Origin of the sequence: Streptomyces sp. LaPpAH-108, assembly GCF_000373625.1 — a bacterium.
In the GTDB taxonomy this organism is placed as follows: Bacteria; Actinomycetota; Actinomycetes; order Streptomycetales; family Streptomycetaceae; genus Streptomyces.
The window spans coordinates 377,891-401,543 of sequence record NZ_KB891993.1 but is presented as its reverse complement, the minus strand read 5'-3'; the positions used below and the strand labels follow the sequence as shown (position 1 = coordinate 401,543).

Below are 23,653 nucleotides of genomic sequence, written 5' to 3'. Positions count from 1 at the left end.
GGCCCGGCTCCCTCACTCGTGCCCCTCGTGACGGTGGGCGAGGTCGGCCGCGAGGCCGGTGAGGAGGGCTTCGATCGTGTAGCGGTAGAGGGTCTGGCGGCTGGTGTCGGGGTCGGTGGCCCATTGCCGGAGCCAGGGCTGCAGGGAGGCCCAGCCGGTGCCGGCGTCCGCGGGCGGGGGCATCGCCATGAGGGTGGCGGCGGCCTGGCCGCGGTCGCGGTCGGCGAGGGCGCGGTCGTCGTCCAGGGCGACGAGCAGGACGGCGTTGTTGAGGAGGACGGCGTAGGCGAGCGGGGCACGGTCGCCGAAGCCCGCCGTGGTGAGCAGGCCGATGCCCCGGTCCATGATGGGCAGCGCGGCGGGGACGGTGGCGCCGTCGCGGGCGAGGCGGCGGGCGACCCCGGGGTGAGCGCCGATGATGTCGCGGGCCGGGTGGAGCAGCGCGCGGAACCAGTCCTGCCAGCCCAGCTCGGCGGGCGGGTTGGGCATCATCTCGACCACGCGCTGCACGACCGCGTGGCGCAGCGCCTCGCGGTCGCCGACGTGGTGCGCGATGGTGTTGGGCCAGGTGTCGAGGGCGGCGGCCAGCTGGCGGATGGTCCAGCCCTCCAGCCCGTGTTCCCGGGTGAGTCGCAGCGCGGTGTCGACCACCCGGTCCGGTGTCAGTCTCGGCTTGGGGTTCCTGCGGGGCCGGAAGGCGGGGGCGGGCGAAGGCCGGCCGGGTGTCGCTGCCATGCCCGTTACCGTCTCACAGCCTGCGGGTGCGCCGGATTCCGGCTACCGGCCGACCCCTGCGGGAGCCGCGCTGTCACCGCCCCCGGTCGTGCCCCCGGCCGTGTCGCCGTCCCCGGTGGCCTCCCCGGTATCCGTCCCGTCCCCGGCCCCGGCATCCGCCCCGTTCCCGGCCGCGTCGCCGCCACCCCTTCCGTCCCCGGTCTCCAGACGCCAGCCCCGTGCCCGTCGGCGCCGGTGCCAGAACGCCGCGTAACGGCCGTCCAGCGCGAGCAGTTCGGCGTGCGTGCCCCGTTCCGCGATGCGGCCCTCGTGCAGGAACAGGATCTGGTCGGCCCGGGTGACCGTCGTGAGCCGGTGGGCGACGACGAGGACGGTGCGGGTCGTGGTGAGCGCGGCGAGGGCGGCGGTGATGGCGGCCTCGTTCTCCGGGTCGACGGCGGCGGTCGCCTCGTCCAGGAGCACGATCGGGGCCTGCTTGAGCAGGGCACGTGCGACGGAGACCCGCTGGCGCTCGCCGCCGGACAGGGCGGTGCCGCCCTCGCCGACCTGGGTGTCCCAGCCGTCGGGGAGCCGGGCGACGATCTCGTCCACGCGGGCCAGCCGGGCGGCCTCGGCGAGCTGGTCGTCCGTGGCGTCGGGGCGGGCGAGGCGGATGTTGTCCGCGATGCTGCCCTCGAAGAGGTAGACGTCCTGGAAGACGGGGGTGATCAGCGCGGCCCGCTGTTCGGCGGTGAGGTCGCGCAGGTCGACGCCGCCGATGCGGATCGTGCCGTCGCCGGGAGCGAGGTCGAGGAACCGGGCGAGCAGCCACAGCAAGGTGGTCTTCCCGGCGCCCGAGGGGCCGACGACGGCGGTGGTCGTGCCCTCGGGCACCGTGAAGCCGACCTCACGGAGCACGGGCCGCTCGGGGGAGTGGGCGAAGGTGAGGTGCTCCGCCTCGATGTGGTGGCCGGACAGGGCCGAGGGGGTGTCGGGGTGGGGCAGGGGCGGGGTGTCCAGGACCTCGTTGATGCGGGTGAGGCTGTTGCGGGCGACCCGCAGCAGGGCGCCGTACTCGGCGGAGGCGGCCAGGGGTTCGGCGAAGCGGGCCAGCAGCGCGAGCAGGGCGACCACTTCGGGCGTGCGGCCGGGATCGCGCAGCGCGAGGGTGGCGCCGACCACGATGAGTGCCGTGAACACCAGTTGCACGGTCAGGGCGTTGGCGCCCAGCGCGGGCAGGCTGCGCAGCAACTGCTTTCGCTGTGCGGCATGTTGGGCCGCCAGCGCCTCGATGAGCTGCCGGTGGCCCGCACGGGTCCGGCCGGTCGAGCGCAGCACCGGCTGCAGCCGGGCGTACTCCACGATCCGGTCGGCCGCCTCGGCGCCGTTGCGGTGCAGCTCGTCGTCCACCTCCGCGGCGCGCCGCGCGGCCCACGCGAAGACCGCGAACACGCCCGGCACCGTGACCAGGGCGCACAGTCCGAGCCGCCAGTCGAAGAGCAGTGTCCCCACGACCACGGTGAGCGGGGTGACGGCGGCCGACACCAGTGGCTGGAGCATGTGCGCGGGCAGCCCCATGATGTCGATGACGCCCTTGCTGGTCAGCTGCCCGACACCGCCGACCCGGTCGCCGGTGAACCAGCCGATGGGCAGCTCCGCGAGATGGTCGCCGAGCCGGTGGTGCAGGGTGCGCGCGAGCAGATGGCCGAGCCGGAAGCCGAGTTGCTGCGCGGTGTACGACACCAGCCAGCCGGCGACCACGACCACGGCGAGCAGGGCGAACCACCGTGCCGCGTCGGCCGTTTCAGCGCGCAGCAGGTCGCGCAGCACCGGCACCAGCAGGACGTAGGCGGCGCCCTGGAGGATGTTGTAGCCGAACAGCGCGGCCAGATAGCGGCGGTACGCGCCCCGGCCCTCGGCGCCGAGCAGGAGTCCCAGTCGACGGATCACGAGGTCGCCTCCCCGGCGTCGGTCCCGGATGCGGACTGCGCGGCCCACAACCGCGCGTAACGGCCGTCGAGGGCCAGGAGTTCGTCGTGGCGCCCGCGTTCGACCACGCGTCCCGCGTCCAGTACGAGGATCTGGTCGGCGCCGGTCACGGTGGACAGCCGGTGCGCGATCACCAGGACCGTGCGGCCCCGCGCCAGGCGGGAGAGCGCGTCCTGGATCGCGGCCTCCGACTCCGGGTCGGCCCAGGAGGTCGCCTCGTCCAGCACCAGCACCGGAGCGTCGGCCAGCAGGGCGCGCGCGATGGTGACCCGCTGCGCCTCGCCGCCGGACAGGTGCCCGTCCTCGCCCACCACCGTGTCGTAGCCGCGTGGCAGGGCGGTGATCACCTCGTGGACCCGTGCCGCGCGGGCCGCCGCGACGACCTGCTCGCGGGTGGCGCCGGGGCGGGCCAGGGCGATGTTCTCGTGCAGGCTCGCGCGCAGCAGTCCGACGTCCTGGAGGACGAACCCGATGTGCTGGTAGAGCACCTCGGCGGGAATGTCGCGCAGATCGGTCCCGCCGAGCAGGACGGACCCGGAGCCGGGGTCGGCGAAGCGGGGGAGCAGTCCGGCGAGCGTCGACTTGCCCGCGCCGGACGGTCCGACGAGCGCGGTCACCGTGCCGGGTTCGAGGACCAGGTCGACATGGTCGAGGACGGGGGCGCGGTGGTCGTAGGCGAACGACACGTCCCGCAGTTCCACGCGTGAACCGGCCGGTTCCTTCGGCTCGCCGGGCTCGGGGAGGGTCGCCGTGTCGAGCAGCGCGGTGATGTTCCCGGCGGCGCCGCGCGCCAGCTGGAGGGCCGAGGCCGAGTGCTCCAGGTTCAGCAGGGGACCGGCCAGCCCGATGCCGAGCACCACGAAGGGGATCAGATCGACGGCCGAGCACCAGCCCGCCGCGACGAAGCCGAGCCCGGCGCCCAGGATCACCAGCAGCATGGTGGGGCCCGACACGGCCGCCGTGGCGATCGCGAACGGCCGCAGCATGGGCGCGGTCCACGCGAGGAACGCCGCCGCGAACGCGTCCGTCTCCCGCAGGAACCGGGCGTGCGCCCGCCGGGCCTGCCCGAACGCCTTGACCACGGCGATGCCCCGCACGAACTCCACCGCCGCCGCGTTGATCCGCCCGAGTGCGGCGACATAGGCGCTCATCTGCTCGCCGTAGCCACGGGTGATGCGCGCGTAGGCGACGACGAAGAACAGCACCGGCGTGAGCGAGATCAGCGCCAGTCGCCAGTCCGCCCAGAACAGACAGCCCAGCACGGCCAGGGGGGTGATCGCGGCGGCAGCGAAGTCGTTGGCGGCGTGCGCCACCAGGGTGTGCAGCGCGGACACCTCGTCCTGTACGGCGGTCTTGATCTGACCGCCGGAGTGCCGTCCGAACCAGCCGAGCGGCACCCGGCCGAGCCGTCGGGCCAGCCGGGTGCGGATGTCGAGGCCGAGGTCGGTGTCCGCGTGGTGGCTGATCGCACCGGCGGCGCCGACCAGCGCGAACCGCGCCACGAACGCGGCTGCCGCCACCAGGACCACCGTCCACACCCGGTCGTGGTCCGGCGGGGTGCTCAGCAGTGTCCGCGCCAGCTCGCCGATGCAGACGTACGGCACCACCGCCGCCACGGCGCCCGCGGCCTGGCAGGCGGCTCCGGCGACGAGCCGTCCCCGGACCGGGGCGATCAGCCTGCCCAGGGCGTCGCGCTGTCCGGTCGCTCCGGTGTTCTCGACCGGGGCGGGCGGAGGAGCGGTGTCCGGCGGGGAAGCGGTGTCCGGTGGGGCGGATGGGGCCATGACGGTCTCCTCGGCTGCCCCTGCGGCTTCGTCAGCCGACGTGCGGGCGGCGGTACTTGTTCGTGGAATGAAGGTAAGGCTAACCTAATTGGACGTTGTCCAACAGGGTTTCGGGCCGAACGCCCCTGACCTGCCGCGCGACCGGGCCGGAGGCCGTCATGACACCAGCGGGACAGAACACTGCGGACGCGGCGGGGGAGGAGGGGAGGCGGCCACCGCGTGCCGGGCTGGTGCTCACCGTGGTGTGTCTGTGTCAGCTGATGGTGGTGCTGGACGTCTCGGTCGTGAACGTCGCCCTTCCCTCGATCGGCTCCGAGATGGGCTTCGGCACCAACGCGCTGCAATGGGTCGTCAACGCCTACACGCTCACCTTCGGCGGCCTGCTGCTGCTCGGCGGACGGCTGGCCGACCTCGTCGGGCAGCGCCGCGCCGCCGTGGCCGGGCTGGCCCTGTTCGGGCTGACCTCGCTGCTGGGCGGACTCGCGCAGAATCCCGGGGAGTTGATCGCCGCCCGTGCCGTCCAGGGGGTCTCCGGAGCGGTGCTGCTGCCGGTCAGCCTGACCGTGATCACCACGACCTTCGCCGAAGGGCCCGCGCGGCACCGGGCGTTGGCCGTCTGGGGTGCGGTCGCCGGGGCCGGGGGAGCGGTCGGCGTGCTGCTCGGCGGTGTGCTCACCGAATACCTCGACTGGCGCTGGGTGCTCTTCGTCAACGTCCCCATCGCCGCCGTGGCGATCCCGCTGGCCGCGCTGTGCATCAGCGGCCGTCGCGCGGACCGGCGTCCCCGACTGGACGTGACCGGCGCCGTGCTGGCGACGGCGGCGATGACGACCCTCGTCTACGCCGTGGTGCGCACCGACACCTACGCCTGGGGCTCGGCCCACACGCTCGGCGGACTCGCCCTGGCGGTGCTGCTCGCCGTCGCGTTCGTCGTGGTGGAGCGGCGGACGGCCGCACCGCTCGTACGGCTGGGGATTCTCCGGACCCGGTCGTTGTCCGTGTCCTGCCTGATCATCTTCCTCATCGCCTGCGGCCAGTTCGGCGCGTTCTACTTCGCCTCCCTGTATCTGCAAGGGGTCCTCGGCTACAGCCCGGTCCGCACCGGCCTCGCCTTCGTGCCGTTCAGCGTCGGCGTGGTCGCGGGCACCGTCGTCGCCGGGAAGCTGGTGCCCCGCGTCGGACCCCGGCCGCTGCTGGTCGGCGGCCTCGCGCTCGCCGCGGTCGGGATGAGCTGGTTCGGCCGGGTCAGCCCGCACGGCAGCTTCACCGGCGACATCCTCGGACCGTCCCTGATCGCCTCGGTGGGCCTCGGCCTGTGCATGGTGACCAACACCTCGCTCGGCACCTCAGGCGTGGCCCGTGAGGAGGCCGGGCTCGCCTCCGGGCTGCTCAACTCGGCCCGCCAGTGCGGCGGGAGCATCGGTCTGGCGGTGCTTGTCACGGTGGCCTCCACCGTCACCCGGCAGCACACCGACCCGGCCGGACCGGTCGCGGTCACCGCCGGCTACGACCGCGCGTTCCTCGTCTCCGGCGTCCTCACCGCCGTCGCCGCGCTCGCCGCCGCCACCCTGCTGCCGAAGCGGCCCGCCCCCCAGCCCGAGCTGTCGGCCGCCCCGACGGCCGCCGTGGAAAGGTGAGTTCGCGGTACCCCGCGTCCCCGCCGGTCTGGCCACAGACGCAGAGAGGCTGTTCGGCCACCCCGTCCGGGGCGGGGTGGCGCTCCGCTCGGTCCTGCGGGAGTTAGGGCTCGCACGGTGGGAGATCCGGACGCGCGCCTACTGGACGGAGGGGCGCACCGGGCAGTGAGGGGCGGGGACGGCCGCGCCGTCCTCACCCGGCCCCCGGCTCAGGACTGATCCCCGCTCCTCCCGCGCGCCCCGGCACCGTGGCGTCGCAGGAGCTGGTCCAGGCGGGCGCCGAGGTCCGTCGTGTCGCGGACGGGGGAGGGGAAGGTCAGTCGTACGTCGCGGTGGTTGCGGGCGTACTCGAAGCGCAGGACGAGGCCGTGGCGGTCGAGGGCGACGGGGTGGAGGCGGCGGAGGGAGTGGTGGAAGCCGGGGTCGGCGAGGTGGCTGAGGGCGCTGACCATGTCGGCATGGTCGTGGTGGAGGTGGGTGAGGAGCGCGGTCTCCTCGATGGCCAGAGGGTCCGGGCGGGCGGCGGCGAGTTCGCGGAGGCCGACGCGGGCGGCCCGGTCGTCGCGCTGCAGGGCCGCCCGGGACAGGTCCAGGCGCAGGACCAGGATGTCCGGCTCGGCCTGGACCTCGGCCGGGGTGAGGCGTCCGGCGAGGGCGACACGGCTGCGCACCCGGTCACGGACCGGGGTCGGCGCGATGTCGGTGAAGTGCAGTCGGCACGGCAGCGAGGCACGCGGCGCGGACACCGCCTCGGCGGCGAGCGGGGTGGCCGCGGGGACGCGCAGGCGCAGCGTGCCGCCGTCGTCGACGGTGTGCATGGAGATCAGCTCGTAGCGGGTGGCGTCGGTCGTGAGACTCAGGGAGTCGGCACGAGCCAGGACCGAGCGCACCCGCTCCGCGTTGGTGGGGCCGGGAGCCATCAACCCTCCTTAGGTTAGGCTCACCTAACCTACCACCTCCCGCGACGCCGAAAGAGGCGTCCACGCGTCCAGGGACCGGTTCTCGAAGGTGTCCCGCCAGGTCACGGTGTCGGTGAGCCGCAGGAACGCCCCGATCCCGTAGTCGTGGCCGGGCACCAGCCGGCCCGCCGGGACGGTCAGGGAGACGGTGAACGCGCCCCCGCTCGCCCGCAGCGCGTCGTGATAGAGCTGACCGCCGCTGGACTGCGGGGACGTGGCGATCCAGTCACGCGTGCCCTGCCGTCCCGGCTGCCAGACCTCGGCGTCGAAGAGGCCGAGGTCGAGCGAGTAGGTGAGCGTGGGGCTCGCCCAGTCCGGCACGTTGAAGCCCGCCCCGAGCACGGTCAGCCGGGTCGCGACCGTCGGGTCCACGGGTCGGTCCGGTATCACCGCCAGCTGCGGCTTGCCGGTCGCCGGGAAGACGCGGACGGCGAAGGGGGCCGACGTCACCGTCGTGCCTTCCGTGTTCGCCGCCCGCACGCGTGCCATGGTCCCGTCGGCCGTCAGCGGGATCGCCGGGAGGGTGAACTGGCCCGCGCCGCCCCCGTATCGGGCCTCGGTCCAGGGCTTCCAGGTGGCCCCGCCGTCCGAACTGCGCTCCAGTGCGACGGCCTTGGGGTCGATCGCCGGATTCCCGGTCAGCTTGAACGCGACCGTCGCGTCCGTGCCCTGGATGGCGGCCAGATCGCGGGGCTGCTCGGCGAAGGTCGGTGCCGCGTACGGCGCGGTGGTCAGGCGCAGCGCGGCCGAGACGGCCCGGCCCTCGGCGTTGGTCGCCGCGAGGCGTACGTACGTGCCGTTCCAGGAGGAGTCGACGGACCGGATGGTCAGGCTCTCGCCGCTCGCGCCGTCGACGGGGGACCAGGGGCCGCTCGCGGAGGCCGCGCGCTCCCACTGGAAACCGGTGGCGTGCTGTGCCTCGGCCTTGATCACGAGGTCGCGGCCCTCGATGTACGGGGCGGTGGCCGTGGTGGAGGGGTTCGCGCGGATGACGGGGACGTCGCGGATCTCGGGCGCGGAGTCGAACCGTACCGAGAGGTCGTACGGCGGCTTGTCCGGGTCGGCGCTCAGGCCGCTGGTGTGCCAGTAGCTGGACAGGCCCGTCTCGTACTGGAGGTCCACGAACGACCGGGGCCAGGAACCCCAGTCCGGCTCGGCCTTCTTGACCGCGTCGGGGATCGCGGAGGTGGTCGAACGCACCCCGTCGACCAGCGGGAAGTAGTCCACGCCCGAGAAGCGCGGGGAGATCTGGGCGCCGCCGCCCCGTCCCGCCGTGCGGTCGAGCCGTACCCGGTCGAAGGTCGCGACGGTGACGCGGCGGGGCGGGACCTCGGCCTGCCGCTCCGGGGCGTCCCGGTCGGCGCCCATGCCGCCGCCGGTCGCGGTGAGGGTGCCCGAACCGTCGCGGGCGATCTTCAGGGTGGGGTTCTTGAGGTACCAGGTGACCAGGCCGCCGTACGCGTTCGCGGTGAAGGAGCCCCGCCAGTGGATCGTGGCGCTTCCGGTGGTGCCGTCGGCCTTCCCGGTGCCGTTCGTGAACAGCACGCGCTGGTTCAGACGGGTTCCAGGGCCGCCCGGTACGCACTTGGTCGCGTCCGAGACGCCCTGGGCGGTGCCGTCGGGCATCCGGTGGACGACGCGCACGTTCCCGCGGGCGGCGCGGAACTCCTTCTGCGTCCCGGCCGAGAAGTAGTTGCAGTTCGCGTTGGCCGGATTGCCGCCCTGGTAGATGGCGTTGACGCCCCACTCCAGGCTCGCGTGGCGGACGCGGTGGAGGGTGTGCGCGGTGCCGGAAGTCCCTTGCGCGGCGCGCGTGTCGGGCTGTGCCCGCGCCGGTGTGGTGATGGTCAGGGCGAGTACCGACGCCGCTGCGGCGAGGCCGAGGGTCAGGCGTCGTGCGGGTAACGGTCTGGAGGACACGGTGACGTCCGTTCGTCGAGGAGAGGGCGGCCGATGCGCGCGCATGGCCCGTCGCAACCCTCGCCAGACCATGCGCCGAGCGGATAACTTAGGTGAGCCTAACCTAAAAATTCATGCCGACAAGGCGTCGGTAAGGTGTTGACTTAGGGGAACCTTAGTTGCAGCATGACTGCGAGCCTGCCTGGGAGGAATCGTTGTCAACGCCCCTTTTCTCGACGGTCATTCGCGCGGCGAGTCAGGACCGGCACACCGAGGCCGAGAGCGCGCCGTTCATGCACAACCTGCTCAGCGGCCGTTTCGGTGTGGACGCCTACATCCGCTACACGGAGCAACTGCTCTTCGTGTACCGGGCCTTGGAGAGCGCCGCCGAATCGCTGCGTGCGGACCCGGTCGCCGGGCCGTTCCTGCGCCCGGAGCTGATGCGGGTCGCGGAGGTCGAGCGCGATCTGCGGCATCTGCTGGGAGAGGGCTGGCGTGAGCGGATCGCGCCGCTGCCCGCGACCGAGCGGTACGTGGCGCGGGTCGCGGAGGTCGCCGCCGAGTGGCCGGCCGGATATGTGGCGCACCACTACACGCGCTACCTCGGCGATCTGTCGGGCGGTCAGGTCATCCGGAGCATCGCCGAGCGGACCTGGGGTCTGGAGCACAAGGGCGACGGCGTGCGCTTCTACGTCTTCGAGGGCATCGACAACCCGGCCGCCTTCAAACGGCAGTACCGGGAGATGCTCGACGCCCTGCCGGTGGACGAGCTGGAGAAGCAGCGCGTGGTGGAGGAGTGCCGCCATGCCTTCGCCCTGAACAGCGCCGTGTTCGCGGACCTCGACGCGCTGTTCCCGCTCGGAGCCTGAGGCGCCGTACCCGCTCGGAGGCTGAGGCGGCCGGGCGGGTCTGAGGGGTCTTCATGGGCCCGGCGGTGACACGCGAGAGTCGTTCGATTAGGTTAGCCTTACCTAAGTCTCACCTGGGGAATCGACCCGGTGCCGTCACGGCCCGTGCCCTCGTACGCCCCGCCGTCCTACCTGGAGGCAGCCCCGTGACGGGCAGCAACAGACAGGCCCCGCACCCGAGTTCACCGCCGTCGGCCCACGCCCGCGGCGGGGGACCGCCCCGCCCGGCCGTCCCCCTGTTCCCCCGCTCCCTCATCGCCCTCCTGGTGGTCGTGCCCCTGCTCCTCAGCGGCTGCCGCGCGAGCGAGGGCGGCCCGCACGGCGCGCAGGCGACCGGGGCGAGCCGGACCGTCCCGTGGAGCGAGGTGAAGCCGCTGGCCGACCCGCGCTCCTACGACGGCCCCACCACGGCCCGGGTCGCGGACCCCGGCATCACCCCCGTCACCCGCGCCGCCCGCCCGCGCCTCCCGGCCACCGTCACCGACGCGCAGGGCACCAAGGTGACCGTCCGCAGCGCCGACCGGATTCTCGCGCTCGACCTGTACGGCAGCCTCGCCGCCACCGTCTACGGACTGGGCCTCGGGGACCGCCTCGTCGGCCGCGACCAGTCGACCGGGTTCCCCGCCGCCAAGAAGCTCCCGCTGGTCACCCGGGGCGGACACCAGCTCAACGCCGAGGCGATCCTCGCCCTGCACCCGACCGTGCTCATCACCGACACCACCCTCGGCCCCTGGGACGCCGTGCTCCAACTGCGCGACTCCGGCGTGCCCGTGGTCGTCGTCGGCGCCAAGCGCTCGCTGGACACCGTCGGCACCCTCGTGGACGAGGTCGCGGCCGGGCTCGGCGTGAAGGCCGAGGGGCGGAAGCTGCGTGCGCGGCTCGACAAGGAACTCGCCGCCGAACAACGGCAGATCGCCGACATCGTGCCCGCCGACGCCGCCCGGCGCCCCCGCGTCATCTTCCTCTACGCACGCGGACAGGCGGGCGTCTACTACCTCTTCGGCAAGGGCTCCGGCGCCGACTCCCTCATCTCCGCACTGCACGCGGTCGACGTGGCGAGCGACTCCGGCATCAACGGGTTCACCCCGCTCAACGCCGAGGCCATGGCCAAGGCCAGACCCGACGTCATCATGATGATGAGCGAGGGACTGCGCTCCGTCGGCGGCGTGGACGGGGCGCTGAAGCTCCCCGGCGTCGCCCAGACCCCGGCCGGGCGGCACCACCGCATCGTCGACATGAGCGACTACCAGGTGCTGTCCTTCGGACCGCTCACTGCCCAGGTCCTGGACGCGCTGGCCCGCGCCGTCTACGCGCCCGACTCCGTCCCCGGAAGCTCCGCCGGAGCGAAGCCGTGACCACACTGGACACCACCTCGAAGACCGGCAGCGCCCCCGTGCCCCCGAAGCCGTCGGCCGATCCGCACCCGGTGCGGCCCGCGCACCGCACCGCCCGCGTCGCCCTGTTCGCCGGGCTCGGCATCGCCCTGGTCCTGGTCTCCCTCGGCTCGGCCGCCGTCGGCCAGTACGGCATCGGGTTCACGGACGTGGCCGACTCCGTACTGCACCGCCTCTCCGGGCCGCTCGGCCTCGGCCACCCCGTCGGCGACTCCTTCGCGGAGTCCGCGCTGTGGGAGATCCGGATGCCCCGGGTCGTCATGTCGCTCCTCGTCGGCGCCGTCCTGGCCACCGCGGGCGCGCTGATGCAGGGCGTGTTCGGCAACCCGCTCGCGGAACCCGGGGTCGTGGGCGTGTCCTCCGGCTCCGCGCTCGGCGCCGCCTTCGTGATCGTCGCCGGGGTCGACGTGCTCGGCCAGTTCACCGTCCCGGTGGCCGCCTTCGTCACCGGACTCGTGGCCGTGCTCCTCGTCTATCTGCTCTCCCGCGCGGGCGGGCGGACCGAGGTGGTCACCCTGGTGCTCACCGGGATCGCGATCAACGCCGTCGCCGGGGCCGGGCTCGCCTTCTGCATGTTCTTCGGCAGCCAGACCGCCCGCGACCAGATCGTCTTCTGGCAGCTGGGCAGCCTCAACGGCAGCCGCTGGGCCTACGTCGGCAGCGTCGCGCCGTTCGCCGTGATCGGACTGCTCGGTGCCGTGCTGCTGGCCCGCCGCCTCGATCTGCTCGCCCTCGGCGACCGGGCCGCCCGGCACCTCGGGGTCGACGTCGAACGCCTCCGCGTCACCGCGATCGTGCTGATCGCCACCATGGTCGCCGCGGCCGTCGCCTTCAGCGGGGTCATCGGCTTCGTCGGGCTCGTCGTACCGCACCTGGTGCGCATGGCCGTCGGGCCCGGACACCGGGTGCTCATCCCCGCCAGCATGATCGGCGGCGCGGTGCTCCTCGCCGCCGCCGACGTCGTCGCGCGGACCGCCGTCGCCTACGCCGACCTCCCGATCGGCATGCTCACCGCCCTCGTCGGCGGCCCCTTCTTCTTCTGGCTGCTGCGCACCACCCGCGCACGGGCGGGAGGCTGGACGTGAACGCCCGCACCGCGCTGACCCGCCTCGCCCGCCGCCGACCCGGGCCGCCCCGCACCCCCGAACCCGGCACCGTGCTGCTCTCCGCGCGCGGCCTCGGTCTGCGGGTGAGCGGCACCTGGCTGCTCAAGGACGTGGACCTCGACCTCGCCGCCGGTACCCTGCTCGCGGTCGTCGGACCCAACGGCGCGGGCAAGTCCACGCTGCTGTCCCTGCTCGCCGGGGACCAGCCGCCCACCACCGGGACCGTGCACGTCGACGGCCTCCCCGTCGCCGTCACACACCCCGCCGACCTCGCGCGCCGCCGCGCCGTCCTGCCCCAACGCCCCCTGCTGTCCTTCCCGTTCACCGTGGCGGACGTGGTCGCGATGGGCCGCTCGCCCTGGGCCGGAACCGACGCCGAGGACGACGACGAGGCCGCCGTCGAGCGGGCCCTGACCGCCACCGGCATGACCGGCTTCGCGCACCGCCGCTACCCCACGCTCTCCGGCGGCGAACAGGCCCGCGCCTCCTTCGCCCGCGTCCTCGCCCAGAGCACCCCGGTCCTGCTGCTCGACGAACCCACCGCCGCACTCGACCTGCGCCACCAGGAACAGCTCATGCGCACCGCCCGCGAACGTGCCGACGCCGGACACGCCGTGCTCGCCGTCCTGCACGACCTGCAACTCGCCGCCGCCTACGCCGACGAGATCGCCGTCCTGCACGCAGGCCGCCTGGTCGAACGGGGCGAGCCCGCGTCCGTACTCACCGAACCTCTCCTCGAAGAGGTCTACCAGCTCCCCATCGAGGTCCTCCGGCACCCTGTCACCGGCTCGGTGCTGGTCGGCCCCCGACGGAACGGCAAAGGAACGCCCTCCTCATGACCACGCCCACCGAACACATACCGGTACCACCGGAACGGCGGAGAACGGGACTTCGCCTGTTCTCCTCCCTCGCGGCTGCCGCCTTCCTCACCCTGGCCGCCGTCCTCGTCCCCGCACCGCCCGCCATGGCAGCCGCCCGGGTGAGCGCGAGCCCGGCCACCGCCGACCCCGACTACGCCACGAAACTCCGGCTGCACGGCGCGGGTTTCCAGTCCGTCAAGAACGGATTCGGCGGCGTCTACGTGCTGTTCGGCACCGTCAGCGGCACCTGGCGGCCCAGCCAGGGCGGCACCAGCGGCGTCGACTACGTCTACGTCCAGGACTCCGAGACCAAGGACAACCACGGCTACCAGCGGTTCGTCGCCTTCCCCGGCGACCCCACCGCCTACGCCGCCAACGGGGGAACCGTCCGCGCGGACGGCACCTGGGACGCGACCCTGGTCGTGCCCGGGGCCGTCTTCCCGGCCAAGGGCCGCGACGGCGCGATCCGTCAGGTCGACTGCCGCAAGGTCCAGTGCGGAGTGATCACCATCGGCGCGCACGGCGTGGCGAACCCCCGCAACGAGACCTTCACCCCGATCGACTTCGCCGCACCCGGCGCCGGTCAGGCGCCCGCGACCAAGTCGGCACGTCCCGGTACGCCGAAGGCCGAGGACACGGAGTCCGCGAAGAAGAAGGCACAGCGGACGCCCACCGCGAGCCCGTCCTCGGCGCCCCCGGAGGAGACCTCCTCCGCCCCGGCCGCCCCGGCCGCGACCCCGTCCCCGACGCCCGCCGTGTCGGCGGACCCGGTCGTGAGCGCCACCTCCGTCTCCGGCACCGGCCTGCTCGTGGCCGGCTGCGCCGTCGTCGTGGCGGTGGCCGCCATCCTGTCCGCCCTCTGGCTGCTGCGCCGACGCAAGCGCGGTGGCACGTCCGTGAATTCGGGAGAGAAGTGAGTACCCAGAGCATCAGACGCCGTGGTCCCCTGGTCCGCTGCGCCCTCGTGGGCGCGGTGCTGGCCTCCGGCGTCGTCGTCGGCGCCGGTCCGGCCTCCGCCGCCCCGGTACAGGTCTCGGACGCGTCGTTCGCGTGGGGTCTGAGCGGTGAGCAGGGAGGTGGCGCGTTCTTCGGAGGGTGCAACTTCCTGTCCGCCGGAAAGGCGGGGGACACCGGGTCGAGCCGTCTGTGGACCCAGTCGGACGGGTTCTACGCGACCCACGACGGTGACGTCTCGGTGGAGAAGCCGGACAGCGCGGGCGCCTGGTCCGAGCCCACCTGGGCGACCAAGTGCCAGGATCCCAACGGCAAGGCCGTGTCGGCCGGTTCGACGACCTCGTTGACCCAGAACCGGGTGGTGTTCCACAACGGCACGGGCACGGTGGACCGTTCGGCCGGTACGGCGACGATCCACTGGGAGGGTTCCTTCACCTCCGTCTTCTACGGCGGGCTCACCTACTGGTCCGCCACCGATCCGACGCTGACCGTGAAGGCCGACGGGACGGCGACACTCACCGCCACGGCAACCGGCTACGGCGCGGACATGAACGACCCCGGCAAGTGGGTGCCGCTGCCCGCGTCGACGGTGACTCTGGCCAACCTGAGCCATGTCGAGTTGGGGGCCTCGGGCTTCACGGTGACCCCGGACTATCTCGGTGTCCCGGTGTCGGTCCCTTCCGGGACGACCGCGCAGCCCGCCAAGTCGGCCTCCAACGAGGCGTATTGGGGCTCGTTCCCGCAGAGCTTCGTGGACTTCCAGCAGCTGACGGGGCAGTCCTCGTACTGGTTCACCTCCGGCGGAGCCCGTGACGCGGCCAAGCCCGCCACCCCGCTGAGCGTGTCCTACACCGCGGCCGGGGGCACCGACGACCCCACGCCGAGCGATCCGGCCACCACCTCGCCCACGCCCAGCACCACCGCGTCCCCGACGCACCAGCCGACCGGCTCGCCCTCGGCCACCGCGACCGGGCGGGGCACCTGCGAGCTGACCGACGGGGTCAAGGGCGGCAGTCTGACCTGGGGATTCAAGAAGAGCTTCCGTTCGTACGTCGGCGGTCCGGCGGGCAACAGCATCACCGCCGCCGACGGACTGAAGATCCTCTCCGAGGACCTGGCCGTCACGGGCAAGGACAGCACCGGCACCTACCGGTGGCCGTTCGAGTCCAGCTCCGCGTACACCTCGTCGGACGACTTCACCGTGCAGTACGGCGGCAAGGTCACGTACTCCTACCCGGCCCACTACTTCAAGATCGTGATCGCCGACCCGCGGCTGACCGTGCACGGCAAGAGCGGCAAGCTGTACGCCGACGTCAGCCTGACCGTCAGCGCCCCGGGGAGCACGCCGACGACCGACGCCCGCGAGGACGTCGCCCTGGCCTCCGTCGACCTGACCGGCACCGTCCCGCGCACCAGCGCCTCCGGCATCACCCGCACGATGCACACCGCGATCCTGGACACCAAGGCGTTCACCTTCCAGGGGTCGAGCTTCTACCAGAAGGGCCAGCAGCTCGACGACGCGACCGTGCTCCTGTCCGGCTGCACCGGCAGCGGGGCCGCGCCGGGCGGCGGCTCCGACGGCGGGACCACGGGCGGCGCGGGTGCCGGTGACTCCGGCGGCTCCGGTGGCGACTCCGCGCTCGTGCCCGACCTCAAGTACCGGCCGGGCGACACGCTGGCCAGCACCGGCACGGGCACCCCTGTCCTCGGCACCTCCGCCGCCGCTGCCGCCTGTGTGGCCGCAGGGCTTGCGCTGGTCGTCGTCGTACGGCGCCGCAGGCAGCCCGCCGGGGCGCACCGCTGAGACCCCCCACCGGCCGGTCGCACCGGCCGACCGGCCGAGCCCCCCACCACAAGCCGAAGGGGCCGGGCCTGCCCGCCCGGCCCCTCGACCGGTGGGACACCGCGTGTCCCACCTGATTTCTCTACGGGAGAGAAGAAGCAAATGTATCGAATCACTGCGCGCCGGACCGGCGCGAGAGCGAACACCCGCCGCACCCTCACGGGCGTGGTCGTCGGCGCCCTGGCCGTGTCCGGCCTGATCGCGGGCACCGGCTCGGCCTCCGCCGCCTCCGTGCAGGTGTCGGGCGCGTCGTTCGCGTGGGGTCTGAGCGGTGAGCAGGGGGGTGGCGCGTTCTTCGGAGGGTGCAACTTCCTGTCCGCCGGAAAGGCGGGGGACACCGGGTCGAGTCGTCTGTGGACGCAGTCGGACGGGTTCTACGCGACCCACGACGGTGACGTCTCGGTGGAGAAGCCGGACAGTGCCGGAGCGTGGTCGGAGCCGACCTGGGCGACGAAGTGCCAGGACCCCAACGGCGCCGCCGTGTCCGCCGGTTCGACCAGCTCGCTGACCCGGAACCGGGTGGTGTTCCACAACGGGACCGGCACGGTGGACCGTTCGGCCGGTACGGCGACGATCCACTGGGAGGGTTCCTTCACCTCCGTCTTCTACGGTGGTCTGACCTACTGGTCCGCCACGGACCCCACACTGACGGTGAAGGCCGACGGTACGGGCACGTTGACGGCGACCGCGACGGGCTACGGCGCGGACATGAACGACCCCGGCAAGTGGGTGCCGCTGCCCGCGACGACCGTGACCCTGGCCAACCTGAGCCATGTCGAGCTGGGGGAGTCGGGCTTCACGGTGACGCCGGACTACCTGGGCGTGTCGGTGTCGGTTCCTTCCGGGACGACCGGTCAGCCCGCCAAGTCGGCCTCCAACGAGGCGTATTGGGGTGCGTTCCCGCAGAGCTTCGTGGACTTCCAGCAGTTGACGGGGCAGTCCTCGTACTGGTTCACCTCCGGCGGAGCCCGTGACGCGGCCAAGCCCGCCACGCCGCTGAGCGTCGCGTACACCGCTGCCGCCGGGGGCGACGGCGACGGCGGTGACGGCCCGGCGGCCTCGGAAGGGGAGCAGACCATCACGGCCACCGTGCCGGAGCAGGCCGGTGAGTTCACCTGGACCATCGACGGCAGCGACCACGCCGTGACCCTGACCGACGCGGTGAACAAGGGCGCGTACCTCCAGTCCACCGGTGACCTGAAGCCGGTCAAGGTGACCGACACCCGCGCCGGAGCCCCCGCCTGGTCGGTCTCCGGCCAGACCGGCGACTTCACCGGCGGCCTGTCCGGCAAGTACCTCGGCTGGACCCCCTCGGTGGTCACCGGGGGCGCCGGGGCGCACGCCGGTGCCGCCGTGGCCTCGGGCATCGACAGCGGCGCCGGTCTGACCGGGTCCGCCGTCCTCGGCTCCGCCGACGCCGGGCACGCCAAGGGCACCGCGACCCTCGGTGCCGCGCTCGACCTGCGGCTGCCCACCACCACCGAGTCCGGCACCTACACCACCACCCTCACGCTGACCGCGCTCAGCTGACACCCGTAACACCCGCACCACACCCGGCACGGGCAACCGACTTGAGAGACGGCGCCCGTGCCGGGTCGGCACCAACGTCGCGAGCGGCCGGACCCGGCTCACCCCCCACGGCGCGGCCGGCCGTTCGACGACGGAGAGAACCATGAACCGAAGATCCGCCCCACCCCTCTCACCGCTCCACCTCCTCGCCGCCGTGCTGACGGCGCTCACGGCCCTACTGGGCACGGCGACCAACTCCTGGGCCACACCATCGAGTTCGCCCGGCTCGATCTCCTGGGGAGCGGCGCCCGCCGACACCCCCGTCGGCAAGGGCCGCAGCCGCTTCGTCTACACCCTCACCCCCGGCTCCCGCGTCACCGACGCCCTCTCCGTGGTGAACCGCAGCGACAGCACGATCCGGCTCCGCGTCTACGCCAGCGACGCGTTCACCACGCCCAGCGGCGGCATCGACCTGCTGGCCGGGGACAAGAAGCCCCGTGACGTCGGCTCCTGGATCACCATGAAGTCGACCACGCTCAGGCTGAAGAGCCAGCAGTCCGCGACCGTGCCCTTCACGCTCGAGGTGCCCGCCGACGCGACCCCGGGCGACCACTCCGGCGGGGTGGTGACCTCGCTGATCACCAAGTCCGAGGACGGGACCGTACGGCTCGACCGCAGGCTCGGCGCGCGGCTCTATCTGCATGTCAGCGGGCCGCTCAAGCCCGCCCTCGCGGTGAGCCGGCTGCACGCCGACTACGACGGCACCTTCGACCCGCTCGGCGGTGGCAGCCTGCGGCTCACCTACACCGTCACCAACACGGGCAATGTGCGGCTGAAAGTCCGTCAAATCGTCCAGTCCCAAGGGTTGTTCGGGCTGATCAAGCAGCGCGCGCCCCTCGGTGACCTGCCGGAGATCCTGCCCGGCGACTCGCTGACGCGTACCGTCACCGTCCAGGGCGTCTGGCCCGCCGTCCGGCTGGACGCCGGGCTGGTCCTGGAGCCGGTCGCCTCCGACGGCGAAGGCGGTCCGGTGCGGGCCGCCCCGGCGAGCGCGAGCCGGTCCGTATGGGCGTGGCCGTGGGGTCAACTCCTCGTGCTCGCCGCCCTCGTCGTCCTCGCGGTCGGGTACGTGCTCCTGCGCAGGCGCCGCAAGCGCACGGTGGAACAGGCCGTCTCCGCGGCCGTGGCCAAGGCGCTGGACACCGCACGAGAGGCCGCGCCGCAGGGCGCGTCACCGGACCCCGCGCCGGACCCCGCGCCCGATCCCGCGCCGGACCCCTCGCGCGACTGAGGTCAGCCGCGCGGCTCGTCCAGCCGCAACAGCCACGTCCCCAGCAGGGTTTCGAGCGCTTCGGCCTCGGCGGGGCTCAACAGGTCCACCAGCTGGCGCTCGTTGCGCATGTGGTCGGTGAACGCCTCGTCGATCAGCTTGCGTCCGGGCTCCGTGAGGGCGACGATCCGGCCGCGCTGGTCGTCGCCCGAGCGGCGCCGGGTGACGAGTCCGGCCCGCTCCAGGCGGTCGATCCGCTTCGTCATCGCGCCCGTGGTCACCATGGTGTGCGCGGCCAGCTCGCCGGGCGCCCGCTCGTAGGGCGCACCGGCGCGGCGCAGCGCGCACAGCACGTCGAACTCGCCCTCGCCGAGGCCGTAGTGGCGGTACACCAGACACAGTTCCTCGGTGAGCCGGTTCGCCAGCCGGTGCAGTCGGCCGATCACGCCCTGCGGGGAGACGTCGAGGTCGGGGCGCTCGCGGCGCCACTCCTCCTGGATGTGGGCCACGCGGTCCACGGGGTGCCGATTGTCCATGCCTCCACTTTAGCTTCCCGGGAAGTTATATTGGCTTCCATGGAAGCTAATGGGCGCTGGGTGGCACTGACGGCGGTCGCGCCGGTGGCATGGGGGACCAACTACTTCGTCACGCACGAGTTCCTGCCGCCGGACCGCCCGCTGTACGGGGCCGCGCTGCGGGCGCTCCCGGCCGGTCTTGTCCTGCTGGCCCTCGCCCGCAAGCGACCGCACGGCGTCTGGTGGTGGCGCTCGGCCGTCCTCGGCCTGCTCAACGTGAGCGTGTTCTTCGTGCTCGTCTACGTCGCCGCCCAACTCCTGCCCACGAGCGTCGCTTCCACCGTCATGGCGGTGTCGCCCCTGACGATGATGCTGATCGCCTGGCTCCTGGTGGGGGAGCGGCCCCGGGGTGCCCATCTGGCCGGTGCCCTGACCGGGCTCGCCGGGGTGTGCCTCCTGCTGCTCACCGGCGCCGAGGCCGTGAGCCTGCCCGGAGTCGCGGCCTCCGTCGCCGCCCTGCTGGTGTCGTCCCTCGGCTACATCCTGGCCAAGCGGTGGGGCACCGGCGCCGACGTCCTCGCCTCGACCGCCTGGCAGCTCACCGCCGGAGGGCTGCTGCTGCTCCCGGCCGCCGCCCTCGTGGAGGGACCACCGCCCGCCCTCCCGGTCCCGGCGCTGCTCGCCTTCGGCTATGTCGCCCTGATCGCCACCGCCCTGGCCTGCGTCGCCTGGTTCACCGGACTGCGGCACCTGCCCGCGGGCACGGTCGGCCTGGTGGGCCTGCTCAACCCCGTCGCGGGGGTGCTGCTCGGCACGGTGCTCGCCGCCGAGGCGCTGACCGTACGACAGTGGGGCGGCCTTGCGCTGGTCCTGGCCGGAGTGCTGCTCGGCCGCCCCTCCCGTGCGACGGACCGGGCGCCCAGGTCCCGCGTCTCCGCGCTGCTCCGGGCGCCGAAGTCCCGCCCCGCCGGACGGAGTCTGCGGCGCCCCCGGCGGCTCAGCCGTCCAGATCGCTGAGGAATTTACGGGCCGGGACGAAGAACGTCACGCCGGTCACGGCCCGCGAATAGTCCAGAATGCGGTCGTGCAGCGGCGGCGGGTCTCCGATGAACATGCGCTCCAGCATTTTCTCGGTGACCCACAGGTGTCGCGAGTATCCGATGAAATACGTGCCGTACTCGCCCCGCCCGGGATTGGCGAAGGGCATGTTGTCGCGCAGGATGTCGTGTTCGCCCTCGGCGTCCTGGATGGTGCACAGGGTCTTGTGCGACTTCTGGCCCTCCGTCGCGTCCGGCAGCTCGATGTTGTCGAACTTGGTGCGCCCGATGACGGCTTCCTGGGTCTCCGTGGTCTGCGACCGCCAGGCGGTCAGGTTGTGCAGATACTTCTGGATGACCACGTAACTGCCGCCCGCGTAGGGCGCGTCCTCGTCACCGACGAGGGTGGCCTCCGGCAGGTCCAGGCCGTCGGGGTTGGCCGTGCCGTCGACGAATTCGAGAAGGTCCCGGCCGTTGTAGTAACGGAAACCGGTGACGTCGTCCACGGCCGTCACCGAATCGCCGAACGCCTCCAGGAGGATCTTCTCGAATTCGATGATGAGATCGACCGAGTCGCAGCGAATGTGGTACAGCAAGTCGCCTTCGGTGGCGACGGCCGTGTGCTGCGCGCCCCGGATCTCCTGGAACGGCTTGAGTTCCTTCGGCAGCGGCTTTTTGGTCAGCGGTTCCCAGGCGTGGTGGGAGATGCCGACATTGCAGGTGAAGACCGAGGAATTGACCTGCTGGATACGGATGTCCTTGACGAGGTCGTCCGTGCTCGCGACCACGGAGCGCGCCTTGTCCATCGCCTGCTCGCCGGAGTTGATCGTCAGGACCAGGAACGCGGCCGCCGCGGTGAGCGGTGCGTCGATGTACTGCGGCTCGGTGTCGAGGGCGTGCTTGGCGGCGGCGGATCGCGCGTTCTGCGAGGCGGAGTCCATGGGCCTCTCCCGGTGAGCGTCGTGCGTCGGTCACGGTGCTGTTCGTGGTCACCCCGACGCCGTTGGTGACGGGGCGGTCCGGCCAGACCAGCATCGGCCACCCGAGGGCGCTTCGCCACCTCCCGGCCGTCACCGCCCCTGAAGGGCGCGGTGCAGCGCGGCCGCGGTCCACACGAAGGGACGGCGCGCGCCGAGGGCGGCCTGCGCCGCGTTGGCGCCGGGCGCACCGTGCACCCCGCCGCCGGGAGGCGCGGAGGCCGAGGCCAGATACAGGCCCCGTACCGGCGTCTCGGGGCGGCCGGCGCCCGGGATCGGGCGGAAGACCGCCTGCTGGTGCAGATTGGTGGTCCCGGCGTTCAGCGCGCCCTCGTTCAGATTGGCGTCGGCCGCCTGGAGCGCGGGCGGCGCCAGGATGCGCCGGTTCAGGACGCGGTCCCGGAAGCCCGGCGCGTACTCCTCGAGGCGCTGCTCGATGCGGTCCGCCATGACCTCGCACTGCGCCCGGTCCCAGGTCCCGTCGAGCGGGCCGCCCGCCACCGCGTCGCCCTTGATGTCCCGGGGCAGATGGGTGTACGCCCAGGCGGACTCGGTGCCCGCGGGCGAGCGGGTGGGGTCGGCGGTGGTCATCTGGCCGAGCAGCAGGAAGGGCCGGTCCGGGACGAGCCGCATGGCGATCTGCGCGGCGAACCGGGTCAGGTCGTCCACGCTGTCGGCGATGTGCACGGTCCCCGCCCGGCCCGCCTCCTCGGCCTTCCACGGGATCGGGCCGCTGAGCGCCCAGTCCACCTTGAAGGTGGCGAAGTCCCACTGGAACCGCTCCATGTCCGAGCGGACCCGCTCCGGCAGGTGCTCAGGCGCCACGAGAGCGCCGTACAGCTCGGGGGCCGACACGTCGGCGAGGACGGCCCGGCGGGCCGGGAGCGCGTCGCCGTCGGCCGTCCGCACCCCGAGGGCCCGGCCGCCGTCGACGACCACCCGGGTCACCCGGGTGCCGCAGCGGACGGTGCCGCCCCGGCGCTCCAGCCTGCTCTGGAGCGCACGGGTCAGGGCGCCCGCGCCGCCGACCGGCACCGGGAAGCCGTACGTCTGCCCGAGCATGGTCATGATCCAGCCGAAGCCCCCGCCGCCCGCCGACTCCGGGCCGAGGTCGGCGTGCAGGGCGGTCCCCGCGACCAGCAGGCGCGCGGCCTCGCTGTCGAACTCCTCCTCGCCGAAGCGGCGCACGGGCAGCAGCATGTTCCGCGCGAGCTGCAGGGTGCCGTGGGCCCGCATCCGCAGCCCCAGCGCGACCAGCGGTTTCACCGGGGGCATGGTCGCGAAGATGGCGCCGAGCAGGTCCTTGCCCGCCCGGTCCCAGGTTGCGCACAACTCCTGCCAGGACCGGCCGTCGCCGTCCGCGAAGCTGTCCAGGTTGGCGGCGGTGGCCTGCCGGTCGCGGTCCAGGACCGCGCAGCGTCCGTCGGGCAGCGGATGGGCCAGCACGGCGGGCGCGTGGGACCAGCGCAGCCCCTCCTCCTCCAGCCGCAGCCCCTGGACGACCGGGGAGGCGGCGGCCAGCGGGTAGAAGGAGCTGAAGAGGTCGTTGACGAAGTCGGGGTGGACCCCGTGGTCGCTGCGCACCGCGCCGCCGGGCGTGTCCGCCGCCTCCAGCACGGTCACGCTCCAGCCGTGGTCGGCGAGGATGTTCGCCGCCACCAGGCCGTTGGGCCCCGACCCGATCACCACCGCGTCAGTCATGACCGGTCTCCCCGCTCGCCGAGGTCCGCGCGGACGGCGCGGTCCGCCCGGGCGGCGTCCTCGGATGCGTCTCCTCCACCACCCGGGCCAGCCGCGCGAGCATGCCCCGGTGGCGCAGCTGGATCATCGCGTCGAGAAGGGTGTTGTGCAGCCGGTCGCCCAGACCGCTCAGCGGATGCTCGTCCACGATGACGAGCGTGTTCTCGCCCCAGGGCCGGATCTCGAAGGCGATCCGCGCACTGCCGAGCGTGCTGCGCGCCTCCAGCTCCAGATGCTCCGGCGGATCGTAGCGGCGCACCACCGTGTACCCACGGGCCGTCCTGGGGCCGAGCGGGATCGTGTACGAGAGGGACGAGCCGAGTTCGGGCCAGTCGCCCTCGCGGGGAGCGGTCTCGGCGGTGCCGACGACCCAGTCCGCGTAGCGGTAGGGGTTCGCCAGCACGCTCCACACATCGGCCGGCGCGCGTTCGATGAGCTGGTACCGGATCGCCACGGTCTTCTCCTCGCGGACGGCGCTGCTTTCCCGGCCACCCGAGTAACCCCATGGGTACGGCTCACACACCGCGGGCTCACACCATGGGTACGGCCCACATGCCG

19 protein-coding genes are annotated in these 23,653 nt (G+C 73.0%); 10 read left to right on the top strand and 9 right to left on the bottom strand.

Features of this window, described 5'->3' with window-relative positions:
• Positions 1-12: 12 nt before the first annotated feature.
• Genes B079_RS0113300 through B079_RS0113290 form a run of 3 tightly spaced genes read right to left on the bottom strand, consistent with a single transcriptional unit; the run spans position 13 to position 4,487 of the window.
• Entirely contained in the window at positions 13-735 is a 723-nt protein-coding gene (locus B079_RS0113300) for a TetR/AcrR family transcriptional regulator (protein WP_026248652.1), read from the bottom strand.
• Positions 736-777: 42 nt separating this feature from the next.
• Positions 778-2,664, bottom strand: a complete 1,887-nt coding sequence (locus B079_RS0113295; protein WP_106432316.1) for an ABC transporter ATP-binding protein — start codon at positions 2,662-2,664, stop codon at positions 778-780.
• Positions 2,661-4,487, bottom strand: a complete 1,827-nt coding sequence (locus B079_RS0113290; protein ID WP_018546301.1) for an ABC transporter ATP-binding protein — start codon at positions 4,485-4,487, stop codon at positions 2,661-2,663. Before B079_RS0113290 ends, B079_RS0113295 begins: the two co-directional genes overlap by 4 nt.
• 158 nt (positions 4,488-4,645) lie before the next feature.
• Between B079_RS0113290 and B079_RS0113285 the strand changes: the two genes are divergently transcribed.
• A complete protein-coding gene (locus B079_RS0113285; RefSeq protein ID WP_078495929.1) occupies positions 4,646-6,124 on the top strand; it encodes an MFS transporter in 1,479 nt (492 codons plus the stop codon).
• Between the two features lie 209 nt (positions 6,125-6,333).
• Here B079_RS0113285 and B079_RS0113280 read toward each other — a convergent pair whose 3' ends face one another.
• Positions 6,334-7,044 carry a DUF2470 domain-containing protein gene (locus B079_RS0113280; protein ID WP_018546299.1) on the bottom strand — a complete coding sequence of 237 codons (711 nt, stop codon included), beginning with the start codon at positions 7,042-7,044 and terminating at the stop codon, positions 6,334-6,336.
• Positions 7,045-7,068: 24 nt separating this feature from the next.
• Complete coding sequence (locus tag B079_RS0113275; protein ID WP_018546298.1) at positions 7,069-9,003, bottom strand: hypothetical protein; 1,935 nt, start codon at positions 9,001-9,003, stop codon at positions 7,069-7,071.
• 194 nt (positions 9,004-9,197) lie between these two features.
• On the opposite strand from B079_RS0113275, the gene B079_RS0113270 reads away from it, so the two are divergent.
• From B079_RS0113270 to B079_RS0113235, 8 genes are all read left to right on the top strand, one after another.
• Positions 9,198-9,851, top strand: a complete 654-nt coding sequence (locus tag B079_RS0113270) for a heme oxygenase (biliverdin-producing) (protein ID WP_026248649.1) — start codon at positions 9,198-9,200, stop codon at positions 9,849-9,851.
• Between the two features lie 185 nt (positions 9,852-10,036).
• Complete coding sequence (locus tag B079_RS0113265; protein WP_018546296.1) at positions 10,037-11,245, top strand: heme/hemin ABC transporter substrate-binding protein; 1,209 nt, start codon at positions 10,037-10,039, stop codon at positions 11,243-11,245.
• Complete coding sequence (locus B079_RS0113260) at positions 11,242-12,369, top strand: FecCD family ABC transporter permease (RefSeq protein WP_018546295.1); 1,128 nt, start codon at positions 11,242-11,244, stop codon at positions 12,367-12,369. Before B079_RS0113265 ends, B079_RS0113260 begins: the two co-directional genes overlap by 4 nt.
• Positions 12,366-13,229 carry a heme ABC transporter ATP-binding protein gene (locus B079_RS0113255; protein WP_018546294.1) on the top strand — a complete coding sequence of 288 codons (864 nt, stop codon included), beginning with the start codon at positions 12,366-12,368 and terminating at the stop codon, positions 13,227-13,229. The genes B079_RS0113260 and B079_RS0113255 overlap by 4 nt, the downstream gene beginning before the upstream one ends.
• Positions 13,226-14,167, top strand: a complete 942-nt coding sequence (locus B079_RS33275) for a hypothetical protein (protein WP_018546293.1) — start codon at positions 13,226-13,228, stop codon at positions 14,165-14,167. The genes B079_RS0113255 and B079_RS33275 overlap by 4 nt, the downstream gene beginning before the upstream one ends.
• The gene (locus B079_RS33270; protein ID WP_018546292.1) at positions 14,164-16,008 is read left to right on the top strand and encodes an HtaA domain-containing protein; all 1,845 of its coding nucleotides are present in this window, start codon (positions 14,164-14,166) and stop codon (positions 16,006-16,008) included. Before B079_RS33275 ends, B079_RS33270 begins: the two co-directional genes overlap by 4 nt.
• Before the next feature lie 141 nt (positions 16,009-16,149).
• On the top strand, positions 16,150-17,577 hold the full coding sequence (locus tag B079_RS33265) for an HtaA domain-containing protein (RefSeq protein WP_018546291.1): 1,428 nt from the start codon (positions 16,150-16,152) through the stop codon (positions 17,575-17,577).
• A gap of 142 nt (positions 17,578-17,719) precedes the next feature.
• Complete coding sequence (locus tag B079_RS0113235; RefSeq protein WP_018546290.1) at positions 17,720-18,847, top strand: WxL protein peptidoglycan domain-containing protein; 1,128 nt, start codon at positions 17,720-17,722, stop codon at positions 18,845-18,847.
• Positions 18,848-18,849: 2 nt separating this feature from the next.
• Here the strand turns inward: B079_RS0113235 and B079_RS0113230 are convergent, their stop codons facing one another.
• On the bottom strand, positions 18,850-19,362 hold the full coding sequence (locus B079_RS0113230) for a MarR family winged helix-turn-helix transcriptional regulator (protein ID WP_018546289.1): 513 nt from the start codon (positions 19,360-19,362) through the stop codon (positions 18,850-18,852).
• 39 nt (positions 19,363-19,401) lie between these two features.
• Here B079_RS0113230 and B079_RS0113225 point away from each other — a divergent pair, with 39 nt between their 5' ends.
• A complete protein-coding gene (locus B079_RS0113225; protein WP_037801491.1) occupies positions 19,402-20,358 on the top strand; it encodes an EamA family transporter in 957 nt (318 codons plus the stop codon).
• Here the strand turns inward: B079_RS0113225 and B079_RS0113220 are convergent.
• From B079_RS0113220 to B079_RS0113210, 3 genes are all read right to left on the bottom strand, one after another.
• Entirely contained in the window at positions 20,339-21,319 is a 981-nt protein-coding gene (locus tag B079_RS0113220) for a Dyp-type peroxidase (RefSeq protein ID WP_018546287.1), read from the bottom strand. The two genes, B079_RS0113225 and B079_RS0113220, sit on opposite strands and share 20 nt — an antisense overlap.
• 129 nt (positions 21,320-21,448) lie before the next feature.
• Positions 21,449-23,056 (bottom strand): phytoene desaturase family protein, encoded by a 1,608-nt coding sequence (locus tag B079_RS0113215; protein WP_018546286.1) that lies wholly within the window; start codon positions 23,054-23,056, stop codon positions 21,449-21,451.
• Positions 23,049-23,549, bottom strand: coding sequence for an SRPBCC family protein (locus tag B079_RS0113210; RefSeq protein ID WP_018546285.1), 501 nt, complete (start codon positions 23,547-23,549; stop codon positions 23,049-23,051). The genes B079_RS0113215 and B079_RS0113210 overlap by 8 nt, the downstream gene beginning before the upstream one ends.
• Positions 23,550-23,653 lie beyond the last annotated feature (104 nt).